Annotated in this window: 21 protein-coding genes and 3 tRNA genes; 19 read left to right on the plus strand and 5 right to left on the minus strand. The window is 70.3% G+C overall.

All coding sequences use genetic code 11. From position 1 onward, the window contains the following. Window positions 1–6: 6 nt before the first annotated feature. The 5 genes from CSC65_RS12660 (at window position 7) to lolD (ending at window position 4,257) form a co-directional block, all read left to right on the plus strand. A complete protein-coding gene (locus tag CSC65_RS12660) occupies window positions 7–1,341 on the plus strand; it encodes an MFS transporter (protein WP_162410933.1) in 1,335 nt (444 codons plus the stop codon). A 192-nt stretch (window positions 1,342–1,533) separates the two neighbouring features. After that, window positions 1,534–1,809 carry an FAD assembly factor SdhE gene (locus CSC65_RS12665; RefSeq protein WP_162410934.1) on the plus strand — a complete coding sequence of 92 codons (276 nt, stop codon included), beginning with the start codon at window positions 1,534–1,536 and terminating at the stop codon, window positions 1,807–1,809. Next, window positions 1,778–2,233 (plus strand): hypothetical protein, encoded by a 456-nt coding sequence (locus CSC65_RS12670; RefSeq protein WP_338015109.1) that lies wholly within the window; start codon window positions 1,778–1,780, stop codon window positions 2,231–2,233. Before CSC65_RS12665 ends, CSC65_RS12670 begins: the two co-directional genes overlap by 32 nt. 46 nt (window positions 2,234–2,279) lie before the next feature. Further along, complete coding sequence (locus CSC65_RS12675; protein WP_162410936.1) at window positions 2,280–3,521, plus strand: lipoprotein-releasing ABC transporter permease subunit; 1,242 nt, start codon at window positions 2,280–2,282, stop codon at window positions 3,519–3,521. Window positions 3,522–3,531: 10 nt separating this feature from the next. After that, window positions 3,532–4,257 carry a lipoprotein-releasing ABC transporter ATP-binding protein LolD gene (lolD, locus tag CSC65_RS12680; RefSeq protein WP_484573190.1) on the plus strand — a complete coding sequence of 242 codons (726 nt, stop codon included), beginning with the start codon at window positions 3,532–3,534 and terminating at the stop codon, window positions 4,255–4,257. A gap of 27 nt (window positions 4,258–4,284) precedes the next feature. Here the strand turns inward: lolD and CSC65_RS16240 are convergent, their stop codons facing one another. The 4 genes from CSC65_RS16240 to CSC65_RS16325 all read right to left on the minus strand — a co-directional run bounded on the left by CSC65_RS16240 (window position 4,285) and on the right by CSC65_RS16325 (window position 6,562). Then, the gene (locus tag CSC65_RS16240) at window positions 4,285–4,701 is read right to left on the minus strand and encodes a PspC domain-containing protein (RefSeq protein WP_238390388.1); all 417 of its coding nucleotides are present in this window, start codon (window positions 4,699–4,701) and stop codon (window positions 4,285–4,287) included. Between the two features lie 119 nt (window positions 4,702–4,820). After that, a complete protein-coding gene (locus tag CSC65_RS12690; protein WP_238390389.1) occupies window positions 4,821–5,141 on the minus strand; it encodes an Rdx family protein in 321 nt (106 codons plus the stop codon). Then, entirely contained in the window at window positions 5,138–5,614 is a 477-nt protein-coding gene (locus CSC65_RS12695) for a RidA family protein (protein ID WP_162410939.1), read from the minus strand. Before CSC65_RS12695 ends, CSC65_RS12690 begins: the two co-directional genes overlap by 4 nt. Before the next feature lie 78 nt (window positions 5,615–5,692). Beyond that, window positions 5,693–6,562, minus strand: coding sequence for an ACT domain-containing protein (locus CSC65_RS16325; protein WP_338015110.1), 870 nt, complete (start codon window positions 6,560–6,562; stop codon window positions 5,693–5,695). Between the two features lie 149 nt (window positions 6,563–6,711). Here CSC65_RS16325 and CSC65_RS12710 point away from each other — a divergent pair, with 149 nt between their 5' ends. From CSC65_RS12710 to CSC65_RS12765, 12 genes are all read left to right on the plus strand, one after another. Next, window positions 6,712–9,108 (plus strand): DNA internalization-related competence protein ComEC/Rec2, encoded by a 2,397-nt coding sequence (locus CSC65_RS12710; protein ID WP_162410940.1) that lies wholly within the window; start codon window positions 6,712–6,714, stop codon window positions 9,106–9,108. 312 nt (window positions 9,109–9,420) lie between these two features. Further along, a complete protein-coding gene (locus tag CSC65_RS12715) occupies window positions 9,421–10,116 on the plus strand; it encodes a MotA/TolQ/ExbB proton channel family protein (protein ID WP_202922882.1) in 696 nt (231 codons plus the stop codon). Window positions 10,117–10,122: 6 nt separating this feature from the next. Continuing rightward, window positions 10,123–10,542, plus strand: a complete 420-nt coding sequence (locus CSC65_RS12720; RefSeq protein ID WP_162410942.1) for an ExbD/TolR family protein — start codon at window positions 10,123–10,125, stop codon at window positions 10,540–10,542. Then, complete coding sequence (msbA, locus tag CSC65_RS12725; protein ID WP_162410943.1) at window positions 10,539–12,287, plus strand: lipid A export permease/ATP-binding protein MsbA; 1,749 nt, start codon at window positions 10,539–10,541, stop codon at window positions 12,285–12,287. The genes CSC65_RS12720 and msbA overlap by 4 nt, the downstream gene beginning before the upstream one ends. A gap of 25 nt (window positions 12,288–12,312) precedes the next feature. Continuing rightward, window positions 12,313–13,317: a tetraacyldisaccharide 4'-kinase gene (lpxK, locus tag CSC65_RS12730; RefSeq protein ID WP_162410944.1), complete on the plus strand. Its 1,005-nt coding sequence runs from the start codon at window positions 12,313–12,315 to the stop codon at window positions 13,315–13,317. A 279-nt stretch (window positions 13,318–13,596) separates the two neighbouring features. After that, the gene (gene kdsB / locus CSC65_RS12735; protein ID WP_162410945.1) at window positions 13,597–14,385 is read left to right on the plus strand and encodes a 3-deoxy-manno-octulosonate cytidylyltransferase; all 789 of its coding nucleotides are present in this window, start codon (window positions 13,597–13,599) and stop codon (window positions 14,383–14,385) included. After that, entirely contained in the window at window positions 14,382–14,870 is a 489-nt protein-coding gene (locus tag CSC65_RS12740; protein WP_162410946.1) for a low molecular weight protein-tyrosine-phosphatase, read from the plus strand. The genes kdsB and CSC65_RS12740 overlap by 4 nt, the downstream gene beginning before the upstream one ends. Beyond that, window positions 14,867–16,279, plus strand: a complete 1,413-nt coding sequence (locus CSC65_RS12745) for a redoxin domain-containing protein (RefSeq protein WP_162410947.1) — start codon at window positions 14,867–14,869, stop codon at window positions 16,277–16,279. The genes CSC65_RS12740 and CSC65_RS12745 overlap by 4 nt, the downstream gene beginning before the upstream one ends. Then, window positions 16,276–18,174, plus strand: coding sequence for an excinuclease ABC subunit UvrC (gene uvrC / locus CSC65_RS12750; protein WP_162410948.1), 1,899 nt, complete (start codon window positions 16,276–16,278; stop codon window positions 18,172–18,174). The genes CSC65_RS12745 and uvrC overlap by 4 nt, the downstream gene beginning before the upstream one ends. Next, entirely contained in the window at window positions 18,171–18,809 is a 639-nt protein-coding gene (pgsA, locus tag CSC65_RS12755; RefSeq protein WP_162410949.1) for a CDP-diacylglycerol--glycerol-3-phosphate 3-phosphatidyltransferase, read from the plus strand. Before uvrC ends, pgsA begins: the two co-directional genes overlap by 4 nt. A 37-nt stretch (window positions 18,810–18,846) precedes the next feature. Then, window positions 18,847–18,922 (plus strand) — tRNA-Gly (locus tag CSC65_RS12760). Window positions 18,923–19,036: 114 nt separating this feature from the next. Next, window positions 19,037–19,110: transfer RNA gene (locus CSC65_RS12765), tRNA-Cys, on the plus strand. A gap of 126 nt (window positions 19,111–19,236) precedes the next feature. On the opposite strand, the gene CSC65_RS12770 is transcribed toward CSC65_RS12765, so the two are convergent. After that, window positions 19,237–20,250, minus strand: a complete 1,014-nt coding sequence (locus CSC65_RS12770; RefSeq protein ID WP_162410950.1) for a LacI family DNA-binding transcriptional regulator — start codon at window positions 20,248–20,250, stop codon at window positions 19,237–19,239. A gap of 100 nt (window positions 20,251–20,350) precedes the next feature. Here CSC65_RS12770 and CSC65_RS12775 point away from each other — a divergent pair. Beyond that, a tRNA-Leu gene (locus tag CSC65_RS12775) sits at window positions 20,351–20,434 on the plus strand. 24 nt (window positions 20,435–20,458) lie between these two features. Further along, window positions 20,459–21,757: a nucleotide sugar dehydrogenase gene (locus tag CSC65_RS12780; RefSeq protein WP_162410951.1), complete on the plus strand. Its 1,299-nt coding sequence runs from the start codon at window positions 20,459–20,461 to the stop codon at window positions 21,755–21,757. Window positions 21,758–21,843: the final 86 nt, after the last annotated feature.

A 21,843-nucleotide genomic window follows, 5' to 3' on the forward strand; every position in this document is an offset into this window, starting at 1 on the left:
CCCGCGATGTCCTCGACCCCCGCGTCCAGCAGTTCCACCGTCTCCGTCCACGGCCAGGATTCCGGCGCGCATGCGCATGTCGCTCCCGGCGAGATCGCCGTGGGCGTGGTCATCGGCCGCACGTCCGAGTACTTCGACTTCTTCGTGTACGGCATCGCCTCGGCGCTGGTGTTCCCGAAGGTGTTCTTTCCCTTCGCCGAACCTTTGCAGGCGACGCTGTATTCGTTCGCGGTGTTCGCGCTGGCGTTCGTCACCCGGCCGCTGGGCACGGTGCTGTTCCTGTGGATCCAGGAGCGCTGGAGCCGCGGCACCAAGCTGACCGCCGCGCTGTTCCTGCTCGGCACCAGCACCGCCGGCATCGCGTTCCTGCCCGGCTACGGGAAGATCGGCGCGGCGGCCATCGTGCTGCTGGCGATGTTCCGCTGCAGCCAGGGCGTCGCCCTGGGCGGCTCCTGGGACGGATTGCCCTCGCTGCTGGCGTTGAATGCGCCCAAGCACCGCCGTGGCTGGTACGCGATGCTCGGCCAGCTCGGCGCGCCGGTGGGCTTCATCGTCGCCGCATCGCTGTTTGCGTTCCTGTACTCGAGCCTGTCCAACGACGACTTCTACGATTGGGGCTGGCGCTATCCGTTCTTCGCCGCGTTCGCGATCAACGTGGTCGCGCTGTTCTCGCGCCTGCGCCTGGTGGTCACCCACGAGTACGCGCAGCAGATGGGCGAGCGCGAGCTGGAGCCGGTGCCGGTCGCCGAGCTGTTCCGCGAGAAGGGGCGCCACGTGTTCATCGGTGCGTTCGCCGCGCTGGCCAGCTACGCGATGTTCCACATCGTCACCATCTTCCCGCTGTCCTGGATCCAGCTGTTCACCCAGCAGGACATCAGCCGCTTCCTGATGGTGCAGGTGGTCGGTGGCTTCCTCGCCATCGGCGGCATGCTCGCGTCGGGCGTGATCGCCGACCGTTTCGGCCGCGTGCCGACCCTGGGCGCGACCGCGCTGGCGATCGCGATGTTCAGCGGTTTCGCGCCGACCCTGCTTGGCGGCGGTCCAGGCGCGCAGCAGGTGTTCATGCTGCTGGGCTTCCTGCTGCTGGGCCTGTCCTACGGCCAGGCTTCCGGCGCGGTGACCCGCAACTTCGGCTCGCGCTACCGCTACACCGGCGCGGCGCTGACCACCGACCTGGCGTGGCTGATCGGTGCCGCCTTCGCGCCGCTGGTGGCGCTGGGCCTGTGCGCTCACTTCGGCCTGCCGTACGTCGGCCTGTACCTGCTGTCGGGCGCGCTGGCCACGCTGGCGGCGCTGCTGTTCAACCGCTGGCTGAAGCAGCGCGAAGTGGCGCGCGGCTGATCCCGGTCGTCCGCGCCATGCGCGCGGCGTAGCGGCCTTTCCGACTGCTGGATACCGCGGGTGCTGCGCGGCGCCCTGCCAGCACCGTTTCCGACGCCGATGGCGGCCCCGTCCGTCGCGACCACGGGTCGCGTGTCACTGGGTGGTCGCGTCGTTGTGCCGCGCAGGGGCCCCAGCTCCTACAATTGGCGGATGACGGACACGCACACCGACCTGCAAGCCGACCCCGCCGCCGACCTGCGCCGCATCCGCTGGCGCTGCCGCCGCGGCATGCGCGAACTGGACCAGCTGTTCGAGCGCTGGCTCGCACGCGACTATCCGGCTGCGACCGACGCCGAGCGCGGGGTTTTCCTACGCCTTCTGGATTGCGAAGACGATAAGTTGTGGCGCTGGTTCATGGGCTACGAGGCCTGCCCGGATGCGGAGCTGTCAGCCCTTGTCGCCCACATCCGCGCCCTGCCGGCTTGAATGGCGTCCCTCGCGCTGGCTGCTGGCCGCGCTGCTGATCTTCGCCTGCCTGGCGCCGCTGTCGGTGCTCGGCTCGGACCTGCCACCTGCGCTGGCCTGGCCGCTGGCCATGGCCGCCGGCGGCTACGGCCTGTGGAGCGCGCGGCGCGAGGCGGGCAGGGCGCCGCGAAGGCTGGTCCTGGCCGCAGGCACCGCGTCGCACGGGCCGCACAGGCCGCCGGACACGCTCGATGGGCGACCGATGCCTGCCTGCCGGATCGCGTGGCGTGGTCCGCTGGCCTTCATCCACCTCGTGGATCGTGACGGCCGCAGCGAACGCCTGGTCTGGTGGCCGGACACGCTGCCACCGCCGCTGCGGCGTGAACTGCGGCTGGCCGCCGCAGCGCGCGCGGCTTCGCGCCACGACCGGCCGATGGCACCATAGTCGCCATCGAACGCCGGGGTGAGCCGGCCACGGACCCCGAAGGCCCATGTTCAAACCCGTGCAAGTGGCCATCGGCCTGCGTTACCTGCGGGCCAAGCGCCGCAACGGCTTCATCTCCTTCATCTCGCTGGCCTCGATCCTCGGCATCGCCTTGGGCGTGACCGTGCTGATCACCACCATGGCGGTGATGAGCGGCTTCCAGAAGGAGATCCGCGACCGCCTGCTCCAGTTCGCCGCCCACGCCACGGTGGTGGCCGACGGGGTGCCGATGCAGGACTGGAGGCATGCGCTGGAGGTGGCCGGGCAGGATCCGCGCGTCTCCGGCGCCGCACCGTTCATCGAGACCGAGGCGCTGCTGTCGGGCCCGCGCAAGCAGCCGGCGATGGTGCGCGGCATCGAGCCGACCCTGGAGGAAAAGGTGTCGGTGCTGTCGCAGAAGATGAAGCGGGGCTCGGCCGACTCGCTCACCGAAGGTTCGTACAACATCCTGCTCGGCCAGGAACTGGCGTTGTGGCTGGGCGTGGACGTGGGCGACCCGGTCACCGTGATGCTGCCCGAGTTCCAGGGGTCGCCCGTCGGCGCAATCCCGCGCTACAAGCGTTTCACCGTCAGCGGGGTGTTCGAGGCCGGCTACAACGACATCGACCGCGGCCTGGCCGTGGTCCACATGGGCGACCTGCAGCGCGTCCTTCGCATGGACGGCGCCAGCGGCGTGCGCCTGATGCTGCACGACATGAACCAGGCCTACGAGGTGGCCCGCGACCTGGCCCTGAAACTGCCCGGCTTCTACCGGGTCAGCGACTGGACCCGCGAGAACGCCAACCTCTACCACTCGCTGAAGATGGAAAAGACGGTGATGGGCATCCTCCTGTCGCTGATCATCCTGATGGGCGCCTTCACCCTGGTGAACTCGCAGGTGATGCTGGTCACCGACAAGCAGGCCGACATCGCCATCCTGCGCACGCTGGGCCTGACCCCTGGCGGGGTGATGCAGGTGTTCATGGTCCAGGGCACGCTGATCGGGATCATCGGCACCGTGCTCGGCTTCGTGGGCGGGGTGACCCTGACCTGGAACCTCGAGCGGATCCTCGATGGCATCGAGGCTTTGTTCAACGTCACCCTCCTGCCGGAGGATGTGTACTACATCACCGGTCTGCCGACCGACATGCAGACCCCGGATGTCGTCGCCACGCTGGTGGTCGCCTTGCTGATGAGCTTCCTGGCCACGCTTTACCCGGCCTGGCGCGCCGCACGCACCCAGCCGGCGGAGGCTTTGCGCTATGAATGAGGCCAGCCCGATGGATTCCGCACCCATGCATGCCGAAGGCGAGGCCTTGCGCGCCGAGGGCCTGGGCAAGACCTACGCCGAAGGCAAGCTGAAGACCCACGTATTCGACGGCCTGGACCTGCGCGTGGCCGCGGGCGAGACCGTGGCGATCGTGGGCGCGTCCGGCGCGGGCAAGAGCACGCTGCTGCACCTGCTCGGCGGGCTGGACACGCCCAGCGCGGGCGAGGTCTATGTCGCCGGGCACAAGATGTCTTCGCTTTCCGACAGCCAGCGTGGTCGCCTGCGCAACCGCGCGCTGGGCTTCGTCTACCAGTTCCACCACCTGCTGCCGGAGTTCACGGCACTCGAGAACGTGATGATGCCGGTGCTGCTGGCCGGCGGCGAAGGGGCCGAAGCCAGCCAGCGCGCCAGCGCGTTGCTGGAGTCGGTCGGCCTGGGTCATCGCCTCGCGCACAAGCCGGGCGAACTGTCCGGTGGCGAGCGCCAGCGTGCCGCGGTGGCACGCGCGCTGGTCAACCGCCCGGCCTGCGTGCTCGGCGACGAGCCGACCGGCAACCTGGACGAGAAGACCGCTGCGACCGTGTTCGCGCTGATGCTCGAGCTCAACCGCGCCCAGCGCACCAGCCTGGTCCTGGTCACCCACGACCGCCGCCTGGCACGCCGCCTGGACCGGGTGCTGGAGCTGCACGAAGGCAAGCTGCGCGAGGTGGCGCCGCAGGACGTGCAGCCGGACTGAGCGGTGCGCGGGCATGACCGCCCCGCGCTACAGCGGCGGCCGGTCGCCTGCGTCGATGGAAGCGGGTGCGGACGCTTTCGGCGTCCTGGGCATGAATATCCATAGCGCGATGTAGGCGACGAAGCCCACTCCGATTCCGATGGTCGTCGCGACGAAGATCGTCCGCCACAGCCACGAGGGCAGCGGCGTGTGCTCGCCCAGGCCGCCGCAGACCCCGCTCAGCCAGACATCGCGCGAGGACTTGCACAGGTCCTGCATATCCCACGTCATCGGTTCTTCCCTGGGCTGGGTGGAGTTGCCAGGCCCGAGGATGACGCTGCATGACGCACGTGCGCCATAGGCCGATGCCGCGGCATGCGTCGGATTATTCCGACTCCAGGACGATGTCGCCGCGCGGGTGCGGGCGCGGTGGTGGAGTTCCTTGGCGTACTCCGCGATCAGCACGAAGCGTTAACCGCCGCCGCGCTCGCCCCCGCGCAGGTGCCGCTTTTTTTTCATGGCACGCCACGGTCGGAAGATGAAGGCACGGTCGCGTGTCGGCAGTGCAGGTAGGCGTGGAGCGATCAGTCCACGCGTGGCCCCGCGCGATCGACGTGGCCCAGGTCGCGCCCGGGCGCGATGGCATCGCGGACGCGCTGCTTGAGTTCGACGATGTCGGGGAAGCGTCCCTCATCGCTTCGCGACCACACGAGGTGGCCATCGGCGCGTACCTCGAATACGCCGCCCGTGCCCGGCCGCAGCACCAGCTCGGCGACTTCGCCATCGAAAGTCGTCAGCAGTTCCTGCGCCATCCATGCCGCACGCAGCAGCCAGCGGCACTGGGTGCAGTATTCGATCTCGATGCGATGGGGCAGGGGCGGGCTGCCGGTCGAAGGACCGCTCACCGCGGCCCGCCTGCACCGGCCACGGCCATGCATTCCAGTTCGACCTGCGCGCCCAGGGCCAGGCCGCTCGTCCCCAATGCACTGCGCGCCGGATAGCGGCCGCCGCTGAAGTAGCCGCGGTAGATCGCGTTGAAGGAATTCCAGCCCGACATGTCGGCCAGCATCACCGTGCACTTGACCAGGTCGCCCATGGCGAACCCGTGCGCTTCCAGCGTGGTCCGGATGTTGTCCAGGGTCTGTCGCGTCTCCGCCTCCAGGCCACCGGGGACCAGTTTCATCGTCCCCGGTTCGATGCCGATCTGGCCCGACAGGTAGAGCGAGTCGTCGACGCGCACCGCCTCGGAGAAAGGCAGGCTCGCGGGCATCACCTTGCCGGAGTTGAGGAACTCGACCCGCGCATGGGGTTCGGCGTCGGCGGCCGGGGCGACAGGTGCGAGGGCGAGCATGCCGAGGAGGAAGGCCAGGAATCTCATGTCGTGCGTCGTCCGAAGGGGTGTTGCAGGGAAACGGGGACCGGAGCATGGCCGTGAACCGGGTCGCACAGCAGGTCGCTATCGGCCTTCCGGCGGTTGCCACAGTTCGATCTTGTTGCCTTCCGGGTCCAGGACCCAACCGAACTTCCCGAATTCGGAGGGGCCGCTCGCATCTATTACTTCGCAACCTTCTTCGCGAAGCAGGGCGAGCAGTCCGTCGAGGTCGGCTACGCGGTAGTTGACCATGAACGAGGCCGTGCCCGGCGCGAAGGATTCCCCGCCGCCGATCGACCACACGGTGGTGCCGCCGATGGGCACGTCGTTGCCATCGACCCAGCGGAACGCAGTGCCGCCCCAGCTCTGCACGTCGATGCCGAGGTGGGTCCGGTACCAGGCACGAAGTGCCTCCGGATCCCTGGCCCTGAAGAAGATTCCCCCGAGTCCGGTCACGCGGTCCATGGCAGGCTCCTGGCGAAGTTCCTGGTGTGCGCCGGCGTCCGGATCCCGGTCCGCCCGATGGGGCCGGAACGGTTCGACCCGATTGGCGGCTCCGGCGGACCGCGACAGGTCATCCAGTGCGTCCAGCGCCTGCCGTGCCTGGTCGAACGGCACGAACAGATGGTCGTGGCGTACGCCTGCGACCACGTTGCAGCTGATCCCGGCCTGGCCCAGTGCCCGCGAGAATGCGGCAGTGAAGCCGACCGCCGCAAGGTCGGATTGGACACGCAGGGTGATCCAGGCGGCAGTGAAGGCGACCTGCAGGCCGAGTTCCCTGGCGATGCGCTCTTCGACGACCACCGAAAGTCCTTCGGGCTCGCGGATCGAAGCCACGACATGGGCAGGGTCCAGGACAGTGCCCGGCGGCAGGGCAACGAACGCGTAGCGGCCGGGCTCGAGTTCCGGGCGCATGTGCGCAAGCAGAACCTGCAGTTCGTTGCCGGGTCGCATTGCAGTCCTTGCGATTCGGTCGAGCGGCCGCCTGGCTGGCGGTCGCCCCACCTGGTGGAGAAATCCTACCGTCGCGATCCAGCTTCACCTATCGGCGGCGGTCGCGCGGGCGAACAGGATGGACGCAACGCCTCCGGGGTCGTGCCGGCATGTCTTCTCTGCCATCCAGCGTCGCCACGGGTGAAGCACGCGCGGAAGCATGCGAAAGCGCCGCGCCGGTACGCCCATGCCCGCATCCGTTCGGCCCGGGTTGCGCGGCCGGCCTGCTTGCCGGCGCGGTTGCGGTGCTGGGGTTGCCCTGGCTGTTGCCCGTGCCGGCCCTCTGGGGCCTGCTGGTCGTGGGGTTGCCGGCGTGGGCATGGAGGTGGAACGGCCGGGCCGTCGGCGCACTGCTGGCCGGCGCGGGTTGGGCCGCACTGGGCGCTGGCTGGGCGCTGGCCGGCTGGCTGCCGCCGGAACTGGAAGGGCGGGAAGTGGGCCTGAGTGGGCGGGTGCTGGACCTGCCGCAACACGAAGTACGACGCACGCGCTTCCAGTTCGTCGTCGATGCGGACGACAGCGTGCCGCCGCCGCTGCGCGGTCGCCGGCTGCAACTGGCCTGGTACGACGACTTCGGCGCGCGCGAGGCGGGGCCGCGCATGGCGCTGCAGCCCGGTTCGCGCTGGCAGTTCCAGGCCCGGCTGCGTGCGCCACGCGGGCTGGCCAACCCGGGCGGGTTCGATGCCGGGCGGCATGCGCTGGCGCAGAGGATCGCGGCCACCGGCTACGTGCGTTCGCCACACCTGGCACGGGAACTCGCGCCCGCAGCGGGCATCGATGCCTGGCGCGATGCGATGGCCGGACGCATTGCCGGGTCGGTGCCTTCATCGTCTTCGCGTTTCGTCCGGGCGCTGGCGCTGGGCGACACGCGCGGGCTGGCCGATACCGACTGGGAAACGCTGCGGGCGGTCGGGCTGACCCATCTGATCGCCATCTCCGGCTTCCATGTCGGGCTGGTCGCCGGATTCGCGGCGTGGCTGGCGATGGCCGCGTGGTGGCTGTTACCGGCACTGGGCCGCCGCTGGCCACGACCCCAGGCTGCGGCGGTCGCGGCGGCGCTCGGCGCGGCAGGCTACGCGGCGGTAGCCGGTTTCGCATTGCCGACCGTCCGCACCGCACTGATGATCGCGGTGGTGGCCGCTGCGCGGTTGGTGCGAAGGCCGCTGGATGCGTGGCAGGCGTTGGCGCTGGCCTTGCTGGCCATGCTGCTGGTCGATCCGCTGGCGGTGCTGCAGTCCGGGTTCTGGCTGAGTTTTGCCGGCGTGGCCTGGCTGGTGTGGTGCCTGCCGGCGCAGGGCGGAGAGCGCCACCTGCTGCGCGACTTCTTCGCCGCACAGGGCGTGGCCACGCTTGGCCTGTTGCCGCTGGGTGCGGTGCTGTTCCTGCAGGCATCGCTGGTGGGACCGGTGGCTAACCTGCTGGCGGTGCCGTGGTGGAGCCTGGTGGTGGTGCCGCTGTCGTTGCTGGGTACCGCGCTGGAAGCCTTGCACGCAGGCGCCGGTGCATGGGCCTGGCGCCTGGCCGCCGCCTGCTTCGAGCCGAGCTGGGCAGTCTTCGAGCGGATGGCGGCCAGTCCCTTTGCACTGGTGTGGTTACCCGAGGGCCGCGCCTGGGCGCTGCCGCTGGCGCTGCTCGGCGCCTTCTGGTGGCTGCTGCCGCGTGGACTGCCGGGCCGGCCGCTGGCGCTGCTGCTGTGGCTGCCGTTGTTGTGGCCTCCGCGCGACCTGCCAGCGCCCGGCGCCGTCGAACTGAACGTGATCGACGTGGGGCAGGGCCTGTCGGTCCTGGTACGCACCCGCAACCATGCGCTGCTCTACGACGCCGGTCCGGCCATCCGCGACGGTTACGACGCCGGCGAGCGCGCGGTCCTGCCCGCGTTGCGCGCACTGGGCGTTTCCAGGCTGGATCGCGTGGTGCTCAGCCATGCCGACCAGGACCATGCCGGTGGTTGGCCTGCGGTGCAGCGCGGCATGCCGGTGTCCGTTTCGCTGGCGCCTGCGCGCGCACCGCTGGCGGCGCAGGGGGCATGCGAAGCGGGACGCCGCTGGAGCTGGGACGGGGTCGAGTTCGCCTTCCTGCATCCGCCCGTGCACTTTCCCTATCTGCGCAACGAGGCCAGCTGCGTGCTGCGGATCGCTTCGCGGCACGGCGCGGTGTTGTTGCCGGGCGACATCGGCGAGGTCGTCGAGCGTCGCCTGTTGCGCGCCCCGGGGGTGCTGCGCGCGGACGTGGTGCTGGTTCCGCACCATGGCAGTGGCGGCTCGTCCTCGGCCGCGTTCATCGCCGCCACCGGCGCGCGCGTGGCGGTGGTCGCGGCCGGCCATGGCAATCGATTCGGTCACCCGCGACCGGAGGTGGTGCGGCGCTGGCAGCGGCAGGGCGCTGAAGTGCTGGCGACATCGCAGTCGGGCGCCATCCGGATCTGGGTCGACGAGGGCGGCATATCGGTGCGAGAACGCCGCGCGTGGCGCCGTCGCCTGTGGGACCAGCCCGGCCCGCCTCCCTAGGTGTGGCTGTCCCGCCGGGGCGGGTCGGTGCCAGGGGCGAGGCACGCCAGGCGCCCTTCCAGCCCGTGGGCTGGGCGCGACCGGAACATTCCGGCGGATGGAATGTCGGGCCCGCGACGGCGGCGTTCGCTGGGTGCAACCGCTGCTGTGGCGTCACTTCCGCGCGTGGTGGAGTGCCAACCGGAGGCCATGCGACCGGGCGGGGGAACGTGCGCGGTTCCCCGTTCCCGGCGGCACGGGCTGGCGTCCGGGTCGCGTTTGCCGTCATCCTAGCGGCTCGTCGCAAGCGGCCCGGTGCCGGAGGTGGTTCAGGTGTGGGAGCTGGTAAAAGCCGGTGGATGGCCGATGCTGCCGTTGCTGCTGCTGGGCGTGGCGGCCCTGGCGATCATCCTGGAGCGGCTCTGGAGCCTGCGCCGGGCCGAGGTCATGCCGCCGAAGCTGGGGAGCGAGGTGCGCACCTGGGCGGCGCGTGGCCAGCTCGACCCGGCCCACATCGAATCCCTGCGCCGCAACTCGCCGCTGGGCGCGCTGCTGGCCGCCGCGCTGGACGTGCGCCACAAGCCGCGTGACGTGATCCGCGAGCGCCTGGAAGACACCGGCCGCCACCTGGTCTTCAAGATGGAGAAGTTCCTCAGCGCGCTGGGTACGATCGCCTCGGCCGGCCCGCTGCTGGGCCTGCTGGGCACGGTGGTCGGCATGATCCAGATGTTCCTGGGCATCCTCGACCACGGGCTGGGTGACGTGAACCAGCTGGCCGGCGGCATCGGCAAGGCGCTGGTGTGCACGGCCACCGGCATGATCATCGCGGTGCCGGCGCTGATGTTCCATCGCTTCTTCCGCAGCCGCATCGCCGGGTACGTGATCGAAATGGAGCAGGAAGCGACATCGCTGCTGGACGCCCTGGACAATTCGCGCACCGCAGCGCAACCGGCCTCCGCCGTCGCCCAGGCCGCCGCCGCACGCGTCGCGGCCGCGCGCCCGACGCCCGCCGCCCCGCTGCGCGACTGACCCGCCATGCGCATCCGCGACCAGCGCGCCTACGACGAGCCGGGGATCGACCTGGTCCCCCTGATCGACGTGATCCTGGTGCTGATCATCTTCTTCGTGATCACCACCACGTTCGATGTTCGCTCGACCTTGCAGCTGCAGCTGCCGGTAGCCAGCGCGCAGGCGCCGCCGCCGGCGCAGACCCTGAACATCCTGGTCAATGCCGATGGACGCTATTTCATCGGCGAGCGTGAAGTGCTGCGCACCGGCATCGAGGCGGTCAAGCAGGCGATCGTGGAAGCCGCGGGCGACGATCGCGACCAGGCGGTGATGCTGCGCGCCGACGCGCGCACCCCGTACCAGGCCGTGGTCACCGCGCAGGACGCGCTCGCCCAGCTGGGGTTCCGCCGCATCGCGATCGCCACCGCGCCGGAGCCGCAGTCTTGAGCGAACCGCGACCGCCGGTCTGGCCGATCTACAGGCGCCTGCTCGGTTACGCGGCGCATTACCGCCTGTTCCTCGGCGCCGCGCTGGTCGGCATGCTGATCGAAGCCGGTGCCGGCGCGGCCTTCATCTGGCTGATGGAGCCGCTGACCAACCGCGGCTTCGTCAAGCCCGAACCGCAGATGGCGGTATTGCTGCCGCTGGCCATCGTCGGCCTGTTCGTGTTGCGCAGCGTGGCCACCTTCGTCACCGACTACGGCATGGCCCGCACCGGCCGCAGCGTGGTCCGCGACCTGCGCGAGCAGGTCCTGGCCAAGTACCTGCGCCTGCCATCGACCCAGTTCGACACCGAGTCCACGCCGGTGATGGTCAGCCGGCTGAACTTCGACACCGAGCAGGTGACCCAGGCCAGCTCCGAGGCGCTCAAGACCCTGGTCACCGACAGCCTGACCATTGCCTACCTGCTGGCGCTGATGCTCTACATGAGCGTCAAGGTGACCCTGGCGATGCTGCTGATCACCCCGCTGATCGGCGTGATCGTCTGGTACGTGGGCAAGCGCTATCGGCGAATCAGCGGCGGCATCCAGGACGGCATGGGCCGGATGGCGGCCAGTGCCGAGCAGTCGCTGGCCGCGCAGCAGGACGTCAAGATCCACGGCGCACAGGCGCTGGAGATCTCGCGTTATTCGGTCCTGGCCAACAGCATCCTCGGCCTGAACATGAAGGTGGAGACCACCCGCGCGGCGGCGTCGGGCCTGGTCCAGCTGCTGGCCGCGATCGCGCTGGCGCTGATCGTGGCGGTCGCCACCCGGGAAGCCCTGGCCGGGCGCCTCAATGCCGGCCAGTTCATCAGCCTGATGACCGCGATGATGGGCATCATCCCGTCGCTGCGCCGGATCACCAGCGTGCAGACCGCGATCGCGCGCGGCGTGGCCGCGTCCGAGCGGCTGTTCGCGATCCTGGATGCCGAAGAAGAGGCCGACACCGGTACGCGCAGCCTCGCCCGCGCCCGCGGCGAACTGGTCTTCGACAACGTCAGCCTGCGCTACCGCGACCAGCCCGGGTTCGCCCTGGACGACATCAGCTTCAGCGCACGGCCGGGCACGGTCACCGCCATCGTCGGCCGCTCGGGCAGCGGCAAGACCAGCCTGGTGCGGCTGGTGCCGCGTTTCTACGAACCCAGCAGCGGCAGCATCACCCTCGATGGCGTGCCGCTGCACGACTACCGCATGGCCGACCTGCGCCGGCAGATCGCCCTGGTCGGGCAGAAGGTGATGCTGTTCGACGACACCGTCGCGGCCAACATCGCCTATGGCGGCCAGGCCAGCCACGAAGCGATCCGCGCGGCGGCCGAGGCGGCCAACGCCTGGGAGTTCATCGAACGCCTGCCGCACGGCCTGGAGACGCCCATCGGCGAGAACGGCGCCCTGCTGTCCGGCGGCCAGCGCCAGCGCCTGGCGATCGCCCGCGCGATCCTGCGCGATGCGCCGGTACTGATCCTTGACGAGGCGACGGCCGCGCTGGACAACGAATCGGAGCGCCTGGTGCAGGATGCCTTGCAACGCCTGATGCCAGACCGCACCACGCTGGTGATCGCGCACCGGCTGTCGACCATCGAGCACGCCGACCAGGTGCTGGTGCTGGACCACGGCCGCCTGGTGGAACGCGGCAGTCACGCCGAACTGATGGCCGCCGGTGGACTCTACGCGCACCTGCACGGCATGCAGTTCCGCGAACGCAGGGCCTGATGGGGCCACGGAAGGGAAGGAAAGGATGAGCAAGGGCGCTCCAAAGACGCCGGCCTGGTGGTTCGGCGACGCGGCGGTGCCGTGGTGGGCGCAACTGTTGGCACCGGTCTATGCCGGGGCCACCGGCTTGCGCAGGCGCCTGTACCGCGGCGGCCTGCTGCGTCAGCGCCGCACGGACGTGCCGGTGATCGTGATCGGCAACCTGGCCGCGGGTGGCGCCGGCAAGACGCCGCTGACGATCGCGGTGGTCCAGAAGCTGCGCGACGCCGGCTGGCGTCCGGGCGTGGCCAGCCGTGGCTACGGTCGCAAGGACGAGGGCATGGCGCGCTGGGTGACGGCGGAAACTTCGCCCGAAGAGGGTGGCGACGAGCCCGTCCTGGTCGCGCGCCGGCTGGCCGTGCCGGTGCGCGTGGATCGCGATCGCGCCGCCGCCGCGCGCGCGCTGGCCGAAGCCGGCTGCGACATCGTGGTCTGCGACGACGGCCTGCAGCACTACCGGCTGGCACGCGACATCGAAATCGAGGTGGTCGACGGCGCCCGTCGCTACGGCAACGCCCGGTTGCTGCCGGCCGGTCCCTTGCGCGAACCGGTCGAGCGCGGGCGCTGCTGCGACTTCCGCGTGGTCAACCTCGGGCACGGGGGCGGGGAGGTCGGTACCGGCTTCGGCGAGTGGCCGATGCAGCTGAACGCCCGCGCTGCGGTACCGATCGCCGGCGGGCGTCCCCGCGCGCTGGCCTCCTACATCGGCATTCGCGTGCACGCGGTCGCTGGCATCGGCAACCCGCAACGCTTCTTCGACATGCTGCGTGCCCTGGGCGTGGGCGTGGTGCCGCACGCGTTCGCCGACCACCACGCCTATCGCGTCGAGGACCTGCAGTTCGGCAACGACCTGCCGGTGCTGATGACCGAGAAGGATGCGGTCAAGTGCGCCCCGTTCGCCGATGCGCGCTGTTTCTCGATCCCGGTCGATGCCGAGTTGCCGGCGGCCTTCTGGGTCGCGTTGCTGGACCGGCTCGCGCGCCTGCGCTGAAGGCCTGGCGGCTGCTTCGAGTCGCGCTGGACCGCTTTCTGCAGGAGCGGTCATGACCGCGACACCGACGATGCCAACCGGGATGGCGCCTCGTGGTTCCTGCGGCTTCGGTGTCGCGGTCATGCCCGCTCCTACGACAGCTCCTGCTGCATCCACCTTGCGGGGCACAATCGCAAGTACCGAGGTTGCCTGGGCCGCGGGGCGCCGTGCCCACCATTACCTGCGGTGTCGCGGGTGGGACCGCGCTCCTACAATGGGCGCCTCGACAGGGAGCACTGCATGGACCCCGCAAACGGATTCGTGGTTGCCATCCCGGCCCGTTATGCCGCCAGCCGGCTGCCGGGCAAGCCATTGCGCCTGCTCGGCGGCGAGCCGCTGGTGCTGCATGTCGCGCGCCGCGCACTGGCCGCCGGTGCGCGCGAGGTGTGGCTGGCCACCGACGACGCGCGCGTGGCCGATGCTATGGACGGAACCGCCGGCGTGCGCGTCGCGATGACGTCCCCCAACCACGCCTCGGGCACCGACCGGCTGGCCGAATGCGCGACGATCGCGGGGTGGGGCGGCGACACCATCGTGGTCAACCTGCAGGGCGACGAGCCGTTCGCGCCGGCCAGTGGCATCGGCGAGGTGGCCCGCGTGCTGGCCGCCAGCGGCGCACCGATGGCCACCCTGGCCGAGCCGGTGACCGATGCGCGGACGCTGTTCGATCCGAACACGGTCAAGCTGGTCCGCGCGTCCTCGGGCGATGCGCTGTACTTCAGCCGCGCGCCGCTGCCATGGCCGCGCGATGCCTTCGCCCGCGACCGCGATGTCCTGCCCGAGGGCGGCCATTGGCTGCGCCATATCGGGATCTATGCCTACCGCGCCGGGTTCCTGCAGGCGTTCTCGCGGATGCCGCCGGGTCTGCTGGAGCAGGTCGAATCACTCGAACAGTTGCGCGTGCTCGAGGCCGGGTACCGGATCGCGGTGGCGCTGGCGCCCGAGCCGTTCCCGCCGGGGGTCGATACGCCCGAGGACCTGGATCGCGCCGAAGCGCGCCTGGCCGGCACGGCGCCTCGGACGGCATGAAGCTGCTTGTGGTGTGCCTGGGCAATATCTGCCGTTCGCCGCTGGCGGAAGGGGCATTGCGCGCGCGCATCGGGGCCTCGCCGCTGTCCGACCGGGTGGAGGTCGATTCGGCCGGTACCGGAGGCTGGCATGCCGGCGAACCCCCTGATCGGCGCGCCATCGCCTGTGCGCGCAGGCACGGCGTGGATATCGGCGGACAGCGTGCCCGCCAGCTGCGCGCGGACGATTTCCACGAGTTCGACTGGCTGCTCTGCGCCGACGCCGGCAACCTGCGCGATGCGCGCAGGCTGGCACCGGACGGGCTGGAAGAGCGTGCGGTGTTGCTGCTGGACTGGAGCGGGATAAGCCCGGCAGGCGAGGTTCCCGATCCCTACCACGGAAGCGAGGACCACTTCGAGGAGGTCTGGCGACTGGTCGATGCAGCGGCACAGGCGGTCGTGGCGCGCCTGTCCCGGCCGGCCGGGACAGGCATAATCGGACCATGAACGCGGCCACCCTCCAGGAACTGCCCCGCGAACTGCCCTGGCTCAATGCCCCGGCGGCCTCGCTGCACGAATTGCGCGGCCGCCCGGTCGTGCTTGCCTTCGTCAACGCCGCGTCCGCCTGGTGCGCGCAGCGGCTGGCCGAACTGGCCCAGTGGCAGGCGCGCAACCCCGGCCGGCTCCAGATCCTGGTGGTCCAGGTGCCGCGCTTCGACAGCGAGAGGGTGCCGCAGCGCTCGCTCAAGCTGCTGCGCAGGCTTGGCGTGGCCGCGCCGGTGCTGCTGGACGCCGACTGGACCGCCTGGCAGCGCTATGGCATCGAGGCGTGGCCGACCTTGCTGCTGGTCGATGCCGATGGCTGCGAACGCGAACGCATCGTCGGCCTGGGCGGGGACCTCGAGCGGGCGCTGTTCGCGCTGGTCGAGGGCCTGCCGCGACCGCTGGACGAGGATCTGCTTTCGACCGAGACGCTGCCCGAGCCGCGCCTGCCGCTGCGATTCCCCTGCGGGATCGCGGCCACTCCCGACCGCCTGTTCGTCGCCGACAGTGGCCACCACCGCATCCTGGAATGCAGCCATGGCGGCCGCATCCTGCGCCAGTTCGGGCTGGGCACGGCCGATTTCATGGACGGCCCCGCCGACCAGGCCGCGTTCAACCGGCCGCAGGGCCTGGCCGTTGAGCGCGAGTACCTGTACGTCGCCGACACCGGCAACCACGCCGTGCGCCGGATCCAGCTGCGCACCGGCCAGGTCGACACGCTGTGCGGCAACGGCCGTCCGGGCGACCCGGTCGAGGGTCCGCTCGCGGCCAATGCGCGCAGCCCGCTCAACCATCCGGTGGGCCTGGCAGTAGCCGGCAACCAGGTGCATATCGCCAGCGCCGGAGACAACCGCATCTGGAGTTGCGACCTGGGCCGCGGCGAACTGCACCTGCGGGCCGGTTCGGGCCGGCTGGAGCTTCGCGACGGCAACGCGATGATGGCTGCCTTCGCGCAGCCTGCGGGGCTGGCCGCCGTGCAGCAGGTCGTTTATGTCTGCGACGCGCTGGGTTCGGCGGTGCGTTCGCTGCAGCTGCGCAACGACCTGGTCCAGACCCTGGTGGGGCAGGGGCCATGGGATTTCGGCGATGCCGACGGCCCGCGTTCCAGCGCACGCCTGCAACATCCGCTGGGGATCGCACTGAGCCCGGATGCTCCGCTGCTGTGGATCGCCGACAGCGGCAACGGCACGCTGCGCACCCTGCGCCTGGGCGGCGGCGAGCTGTCCACGATCGAACTGCCGCGGCGCCTGCACGGGCCGACCGGCCTGGCAATCGCCGCCGGTTCGGTCTGGATCGCCGAGACCGACGCACACGGCGTGCTGCGCTACGACATCGTCACCGGCAGCCTGGAAGACGTGTCGATCAGCGAATGAACGACGCGGCGGGCGGTACGGCAGCAGGGGAATTCGATGGCAAGGCGTTCGTCGCACAGCTGAGCACGGCGCCCGGCGTCTACCGCATGTACGCCGCCGATGGCAGCCTGCTCTACGTGGGCAAGGCCGGTGCGCTGAAGCGTCGCGTCGCCAGCTACTTCAGCAACGCCCCGCGGACGCCGCGCATCCACGCGATGGTCGCGCAGATCGCGCGCATGGAAGTCACGGTCACCCGCACCGAGGCCGAGGCCTTGCTGCTGGAAAACCAGCTGATCAAGTCGCTGGCGCCGCGCTACAACGTCTCGCTGCGCGACGACAAGAGCTATCCCTACGTGCTGCTGACCCAGGAGAAGTGGCCGCGGCTGGCCTTCCACCGCGGCCCGCGGGCGGTGCCGGGGCGCTACTTCGGCCCGTATGCGAGCGCCGGCGCGGTACGCGAGACCATGGACCTGATGCACAAGCTGTTCCGCCTGCGCAGCTGCGAGGACAGCGTGTTCCGCAACCGCAGCCGGCCGTGCCTGCAGTACCAGATCGGCCGCTGCAGCGCCCCGTGCGTGGGGCTGGTCGAAGCCGACGAATACGCCCAGTCGTTGCATCGCGCTTCGCTGTTCCTGGAAGGGCGCAGCGACGAGCTGGGCGAGGAGCTGGCCGCGGCGATGGAGGCGGCCAGTGCCCGGCTCGAATTCGAGCAGGCCGCGCGCCTGCGCGACCTGCTGGCGACCCTGCGCGGACTGCAGGCCCGGCAATACGTGGACGGGCATGCCGCCAACCTGGACGTACTCGCCTGCGCGATGCAGGGCAGCACCGCCTGCGTGCTGCTGCTGGCGTTCCGCGACGGCCGCAACCTGGGCACGCGCGCCTTCTTCCCGCGCACCAACGGCGAAGACAGTGCCGAGGAAGTGCTGGCCGCGTTCGTCTCGCAGTACTACGCCGAGCAGCCGCCGCCGGCGGAGATCGTGCTCGACCGCGCGATCCCCGACGCGGACCTGATCGAACTGGCCCTGGCCGAGACCGCCGGGCGCAAGGTGGCGCTGAAGTCCAGCGTGCGCAGCGAACGCGCCGGCTACCTCGACCTGGCCCGGCGCAACGCGCAGCTCGCGCTGGCCACCGAGCTGGCCAGCCGCGGCGCGCAGCAGGCCCGCAGCGAAGGGCTGCGCGCGCTCCTGGAACTGGCGGAAGTCCCGGCCCGGATCGAGTGTTTCGACATCAGCCATACCCTGGGCGAGGCCACGGTGGCCTCATGCGTGGTGTTCGATCCCGCCGGGCCGGTGCGCAACCAGTACCGGCGCTACAACATCACCGGAATCGAACCCGGAGACGATTACGCGGCCATGCGCCAGGCGATCGAGCGCCGCTTCAGGCGCGCGCTGGAGGCCGGTGACGGCGCGTCGAGCCCGGGCAGCAACGCGATCCTTCCCGACGTGCTGCTGATCGACGGCGGCGCAGGCCAGCTGGCCCAGGCGCGCGAAGCGCTGGCCGACCTGGGCGTGGAGGGCGTGCTGCTGGTCGGCGTATCCAAGGGCGAGCAGCGTCGTGCCGGTGACGAGACCCTGGTCCTGGCCGATGGCCGCGAACTGCGGCCCGGTGCCGCGTCGCCGGCCCTGCAGTTCATCCAGCAGGTCCGCGACGAAGCGCACCGATTCGCCATCACCGGGCATCGCGGCAAGCGGCAGAAGGCGCGCAGCACCAGCCGGCTCGAAGACATCCCCGGAATCGGCCCTCGCCGGCGCGCCGCGCTGCTGCGCCATTTCGGTGGCCTGGGCGGGTTGAAGGCGGCAGGCGAAGAGGAAATCGCGCGCGTGGAGGGGATCAACGCCGCCCTGGCCGCGCGCATCTACGCTACCCTGCACGGGCTGGCGCCTCCGGCAGAACCCGGACAAAACGAAACACGATGAAGTTGACCATCCCGACCTGGCTGACCCTGCTGCGGATCGTGCTGATCCCGGTGCTGGTGATGGTGTTCTACCTGCCCTACAAGTGGACCAACTTCGCCTCGGCGGCCGTGTTCATCCTGGCGGCGGTGACCGACTGGCTCGACGGCTGGATCGCGCGTCGTTACCACCAGTATTCGGCGTTCGGCGCCTTCCTCGACCCGGTCGCCGACAAGCTGATGGTGGCCGTGGCCCTGTTCCTGATCGTGCAGGGCCATCCGACGCCGTGGATGGCGTTCTGGGCCTCGGTGATCGTCGGTCGCGAGATCGCCGTCTCGGCGCTGCGCGAGTGGATGGCCGAGCTGGGCCAGCGGGCGACGGTCAAGGTCGCGACGATCGGCAAGATCAAGACGGTCGCGCAGATGGTCGCCGTTTCGTGCCTGCTGTATTCGATCAACCCGAAGTACCCGTTGCACCCCGGGACCGACATCTGGCTCGGCGAGTGGATTTTCCACCTCGGCGACTGGTTGCTGGCGATCGCCGCGGTGCTCACCCTGTTGTCCGGGGTCCAGTACCTGCACGCGGCGTGGCCGGCGTTGCGCGACGACGAAAAGGCCGCAGCGACCCGGGCGAGCGAAGAAAAGCGCAAACACGGTTGACACCGCCCGCCGAATCCCTAAAATGCGCGTCTCCCAAGCGGGAATAGCTCAGTTGGTAGAGCGCAACCTTGCCAAGGTTGAGGTCGCGAGTTCGAGTCTCGTTTCCCGCTCCAGATAAGCTGATCCAGCCGTCGCCCAGGCGCCGGAACGGATCGGAAACAGACCCCGGCAACGGGGTTTTGTTTTGTCGGCAGGCCGCAAGCGATTACACTGCGGTACGCACCACCGGCCTGGTGGCAGAGTGGTCATGCAGCGGACTGCAAATCCGCGTACGCCGGTTCAATTCCGACCCAGGCCTCCATATCGAAAGCCCCTGAGCGATCAGGGGCTTTTTCGTTTCCAGGTGCGTCCAGCCGGTGCGGAGGGGCGGGGCCGGTGATCGGGCCTTGGCGGTGGATTCCCGCGCTGGCCACGCTTGTCGTCCCGCTCAGGGCCCTCGCGGCACCGGCCCGGTCGAGTGCCGGATCTGCAGCTGGTAGGGCACCCTGACGATGCTGCCCGGGCCGCGGCTGCTGATCTCGTCGAGCAACTGGTGAGCGGCGATCCGGCCCATCTCGCGGCTGGGCTGGCGGATCGTGCTCAGGCTGGGCCACACCTGGCGCGACATCGGGGTGTCGTCGAAGCCGAATACCGACAGCTGGTCAGGCACGACCAGGCCGCGCGCGGCCGCCTCGTAGAGCACGCCACAGGCGGTGTCGTCATTGGCGCCAAAGATCGCCGTCGGAGGATCGTCCAGGTCGAGCAATCGCCTTGCGCCGGCGATACCCGAATCGAACGAGAATTCGCCTTCGATCACCAGCGCCGGATCCGGTTCGATCCCGGCGTTGTTCAACCCGTCCAGGTAGCCGGCCAGACGCCAGGCGCGCGCGCCATGGCTGCGGTGGCCGGTGATGTGGGCGATGCGCCGGTGCCCGAGCGCGACCACGTGGGCCATCATGTCGGCCACCGCGGCGCGCTCGTCCAGGGTCGCGCCGATGCGGGTGTTGTTGCGCTTGGCCGAGATGCCGGCATAGCGCACATCCAGCTCGCGCAGCCGCCGCAGCAGCGGCAGGTCGTCGGTCAGCGGGGGAGTCAGCACCAGTCCGTCGGGGCGGTACTGGTTGATCAGGCCTTCGACCGATTCGACGTGTCCGCGGCGGCCGAAATCGACCGGACGCAGGGTCAGTCCGTAGTGGGCCTGTTCGCAGGCCGCCAGCACGCCCTCGATGATCTCCATGACGTAGTTCGACGACGGATTGTCGTACAGCAGGGAGATCAGGTACGAGCGCCGGCCGGCCAGGCTGCGTGCGGAGGAATTGGGCCGGTAGCGCAGCTGGCGCGCGGCTTCCTCGACCTTCAGGCGCGTGTCGTCGCGCACATTGGGTTCGCGATTGAACACCCGCGAGACGGTCTTCATCGACACGCCCGCGGCGGCGGCGACGTCCTCGATCCTTGCGCGCATGCGTCGTGGGTCCCCATTGCCCGCGGCCGGCGGGTCGGCCGCATCATAGCCTGCGACCCGGCCGCGGCGCCCGGCCCCGGTGGCACAATGCACGCGCCCTGCCCGGGTGGTGAAACTGGTAGACACAGGGGACTTAAAATCCCCCAGCCGCGAGGCTATGCGGGTTCGACCCCCGCCCCGGGCACACCCGATATCCGCCAGGAGTTCCATGTCCGAGCCGACCGCCCCGGTGCCGTTGCCGCCCGCCGATGCCCGCATCGCGGTCATCGGCCTGGGTTACGTCGGACTGCCGCTGGCGGTGGCGTTCGGTGCCGTGCGCGAAGTGCTGGGGTTCGACCTCGACGCCGGGCGGGTGCGGGAGCTGGGCGAGGGGATCGACCGCACCCTGGAGCTGGATGGCGCCGAGATCCGCGCCGCGACCGGCCTGCGCCTGGACAGCGACCCGGCCGCGCTGGTGGGCTGCGAGGTGTTCATCGTCGCCGTGCCCACGCCTATCGACGCGTCGCACCAGCCGGACCTGGAGCCGCTGCGCAGTGCCAGCGCGCTGGTCGGTGCAGCGCTGCGGCGCGGGGCGCTGGTGATCTACGAATCCACCGTGTATCCGGGCACGACCGAGGAAATCTGCGTGCCGATCCTGGAGCAGGCTTCGGGGCTGCGCTTCAACGTCGACTTCAGCTGCGGCTACAGCCCGGAGCGGGTCAGTCCGGGCGACCGGCAGCGACGGCTGACCGACATCCGCAAGATCACCGCAGGCTCCACGCCCGGGGCGGCCGAAGCGGTCGATGCGCTGTACCGGCAGGTGATCAGCGCCGGCACGTTCCCGGCGCCGTCGATCCGCGTGGCCGAGGCAGCCAAGGTGGTGGAGAACATCCAGCGCGACGTCAACATCGCCCTGGTCAACGAGCTGGCGCTGGTGTTCGACCGGCTCGGCATCGATACCGGCGACGTGCTCGAGGCAGCCGGCACCAAATGGAACTTCCTGCCGTTCCGACCGGGCCTGGTCGGCGGCCATTGCATCGGCGTGGATCCGTACTACCTGCTGCACAAGTCCGAGAGCGTCGGCTACCACCCCGAGCTGATCCACACCGCACGCGAGGTCAACGAACGCGTCGGCGCGCACGTGGCGGGCCGGGTGCTGGCGATGCTGGGCGAGCGCGGCGTGGCGGCGGCCCAGGCGCGGGTGCTGGTCCTGGGCGTGACCTTCAAGGAGAACTGCCCGGACCTTCGCAACAGCCGTGCGCTGGACCTGGCACGGCAGCTGGCGGAGGCGGGCGCGCAGGTGGAAGCCTGCGACCCATGGGCCGATCCGGCCGAGGTCGCGCGGCAGGGCGTGACCCTGCTCGCCGAACCGCGGGCCGGCAGCTACGACGCCGTCGTCCTGGCCGTGGCGCACGATGGCTATCGCGGCTACGACGCAGCGCAGGTGCGCGCGCTGGGGCGTCCTGGCGCGGCGGTGTACGACGTCAAGTCGGCGTGGCCGCGCGCGGCGGTGGACGACCGCCTGTAGGCGCAGGCGTCAACGCGACACGAGCGCCTGAATCGCGCGAGCGAGCGCCCGTGGCGGGGCTTGGACGCGTCCGTTCCTTCAAGCAG

It is taken from the genome of Pseudoxanthomonas daejeonensis (assembly GCF_010093205.1).
In the GTDB taxonomy this organism is placed as follows: Bacteria; Pseudomonadota; Gammaproteobacteria; order Xanthomonadales; family Xanthomonadaceae; genus Pseudoxanthomonas; species Pseudoxanthomonas daejeonensis.

Coding starts and splice junctions, on each gene's coding strand:
- CSC65_RS12660 (WP_162410933.1), top strand. CDS start 7: ATGTCCTCGACCCCCGCGTCCAGCAGTTCCACCGTCTCCGTCCACGGC.
- CSC65_RS12665 (WP_162410934.1), top strand. CDS start 1,534: ATGACGGACACGCACACCGACCTGCAAGCCGACCCCGCCGCCGACCTG.
- CSC65_RS12675 (WP_162410936.1), top strand. CDS start 2,280: ATGTTCAAACCCGTGCAAGTGGCCATCGGCCTGCGTTACCTGCGGGCC.
- lolD (WP_484573190.1), top strand. CDS start 3,532: ATGGATTCCGCACCCATGCATGCCGAAGGCGAGGCCTTGCGCGCCGAG.
- CSC65_RS12695 (WP_162410939.1), bottom strand. CDS start 5,614: ATGAGATTCCTGGCCTTCCTCCTCGGCATGCTCGCCCTCGCACCTGTC.
- CSC65_RS16325 (WP_338015110.1), bottom strand. CDS start 6,562: ATGCGACCCGGCAACGAACTGCAGGTTCTGCTTGCGCACATGCGCCCG.
- CSC65_RS12710 (WP_162410940.1), top strand. CDS start 6,712: ATGTCTTCTCTGCCATCCAGCGTCGCCACGGGTGAAGCACGCGCGGAA.
- CSC65_RS12720 (WP_162410942.1), top strand. CDS start 10,123: ATGCGCATCCGCGACCAGCGCGCCTACGACGAGCCGGGGATCGACCTG.
- lpxK (WP_162410944.1), top strand. CDS start 12,313: ATGAGCAAGGGCGCTCCAAAGACGCCGGCCTGGTGGTTCGGCGACGCG.
- kdsB (WP_162410945.1), top strand. CDS start 13,597: ATGGACCCCGCAAACGGATTCGTGGTTGCCATCCCGGCCCGTTATGCC.
- CSC65_RS12740 (WP_162410946.1), top strand. CDS start 14,382: ATGAAGCTGCTTGTGGTGTGCCTGGGCAATATCTGCCGTTCGCCGCTG.
- CSC65_RS12745 (WP_162410947.1), top strand. CDS start 14,867: ATGAACGCGGCCACCCTCCAGGAACTGCCCCGCGAACTGCCCTGGCTC.
- uvrC (WP_162410948.1), top strand. CDS start 16,276: ATGAACGACGCGGCGGGCGGTACGGCAGCAGGGGAATTCGATGGCAAG.
- pgsA (WP_162410949.1), top strand. CDS start 18,171: ATGAAGTTGACCATCCCGACCTGGCTGACCCTGCTGCGGATCGTGCTG.
- CSC65_RS12770 (WP_162410950.1), bottom strand. CDS start 20,250: ATGCGCGCAAGGATCGAGGACGTCGCCGCCGCCGCGGGCGTGTCGATG.
- CSC65_RS12780 (WP_162410951.1), top strand. CDS start 20,459: ATGTCCGAGCCGACCGCCCCGGTGCCGTTGCCGCCCGCCGATGCCCGC.